2 protein-coding genes are annotated in these 1615 nt (G+C 36.3%); one reads left to right on the top strand and one right to left on the bottom strand.

Annotated elements, in window-relative coordinates:
• Positions 1–303 (top strand): hypothetical protein (locus tag A9G30_RS12890; RefSeq protein ID WP_176700841.1); only part of this gene is annotated, 303 nt, incomplete at its 5' end.
• A 140-nt stretch (positions 304–443) separates the two neighbouring features.
• Here A9G30_RS12890 and A9G30_RS04300 read toward each other — a convergent pair.
• Positions 444–1460: an amidohydrolase family protein gene (locus A9G30_RS04300; RefSeq protein ID WP_218057716.1), complete on the bottom strand. Its 1017-nt coding sequence runs from the start codon at positions 1458–1460 to the stop codon at positions 444–446.
• Between the last annotated feature and the right edge of the window lie 155 nt (positions 1461–1615).

The following is a 1615-nucleotide window of genomic DNA, read 5'->3' as shown; positions in this document are numbered from 1 at the left end:
CAAGTCAAAACCTACAAAGATCAGCAATATAATTTACAAACGGTGACCCACAGCAATAAATTAACATTGACTACTGAAATTGAAGCTCATGGTGCGTATAGTTACAGCCGATCTTTTAATATTGAGCAGACATCTGCAAAATATGATTATATTTATTCTGGTAACGTGCCATCAAATTTACATAATTACAGTGAAGGCACTTTACAAAGTAGAGAAAGATTGCTTGAACTAGCTCAAAAACAACAATTAAACGAAGTAAAATTAAGGCTAGAAGACATTATTAGAGATCTTTCATATCTATAGTTAACGCAGTGTGTATATTTCAAAGTGTGGCAAAAAGTAGAGTGATCTACTTTTTGCCACACTCGATGAACAACATAATGGTTAAAATAGCAAATTAAAAATGAGATCTTGCCAGATTATTTGTAGGACTTTTAATTGAATTACTCAAGCCCAAGCACCATTCGCCCATTTTTTGTTGCCACATTAATCACATTATCTAAATCAGTATAGCGGCATCCTGTTACTAACAGCTTAAGCTCTTCCCACATATTCCCCGTTGAAAATGGCAACATATAATCGCTGACGTTATCTGTACCGATTGCAACAGGAATACCTGCTGTGGCAAGTTCATCAACTGGGGTGAGTGAGTTACGAGTAGGGCCTTGTTCTTCACGGCGTGGGCTATCGATCCAAGCAAATGGGCAGGCAATGACCATCATTTTTGCTTCTTTCATTTTTTTATAGAGTTTTTGGCGATATTCTAAACTGTGGGCTGTGATCGAAATACTATGAATGGCAACAACGCGACCATGCATACCATGTTCAAGGGTTTTATCGGTAAGTTGTTCCGTTTCGATCTCATCTTGAGAATTAAACTGGTCAACATGTACGTGCACCATTTTGCCTAATGATTTACCCGTTTGCATTAACACATCAAGATGTTTCAGTCCCATTCCTTCACCATGATCGCGTTCATCACGACGAGGTAAACCGCCAATAATATCAACTAAATCAGCGCCTTTATCGAACCAATAACGAGCCTCTTTATCGATAACGCCTTTAAGTGTTTGATTGACTAATTTTATGGTGATGTCATTTTTATAGGTTTCGCGTGCTCTTAACGCCCCTTTAATTGCCCGTTCTTGAGCAATAGGGTCAATATCAACAAATGATCCCATTGCACTCACCCCTTGCTCAATCATCCGTTCAACCGCCATACTAAAATGGCGATAGTAATCATCTTCGCTCATTGATGCTTTGACTTTATCTAATGTATCCCATTTTTCAATTAAGGTCTGTTTTTGATAGACATCAAAACTATCAACTGAAATAGTAAAAGCACGATCGGCATGCATATGAGCATTAACCCATCCGCCATTTTGTTTAATTTTATTCATTAAATAGGCTTTTAAACTTTGGTCTCTTGTGGTTAACAACATTTTTTTATGCTCAATCATAATTAGCCTCTATAATTCAATTGTTTTAAATAGGAGTGAAATAATTGTATGGAATAGATAAAAAAAATCCCCCAAAAAGGAGGATAATATGTAATACCAATAAATTGAGTGATTAAAATGATTGATTTACTAATGCTCATTACACTCACGCCTTA

Origin of the sequence: Gilliamella sp. Fer4-1, assembly GCF_001690515.1 — a bacterium.
GTDB lineage: Bacteria > Pseudomonadota > Gammaproteobacteria > Enterobacterales > Orbaceae > Gilliamella > Gilliamella apicola_C.
Note: the sequence above shows the minus strand (reverse complement) of the source record. Positions and strands in the feature narration are given on the sequence as shown.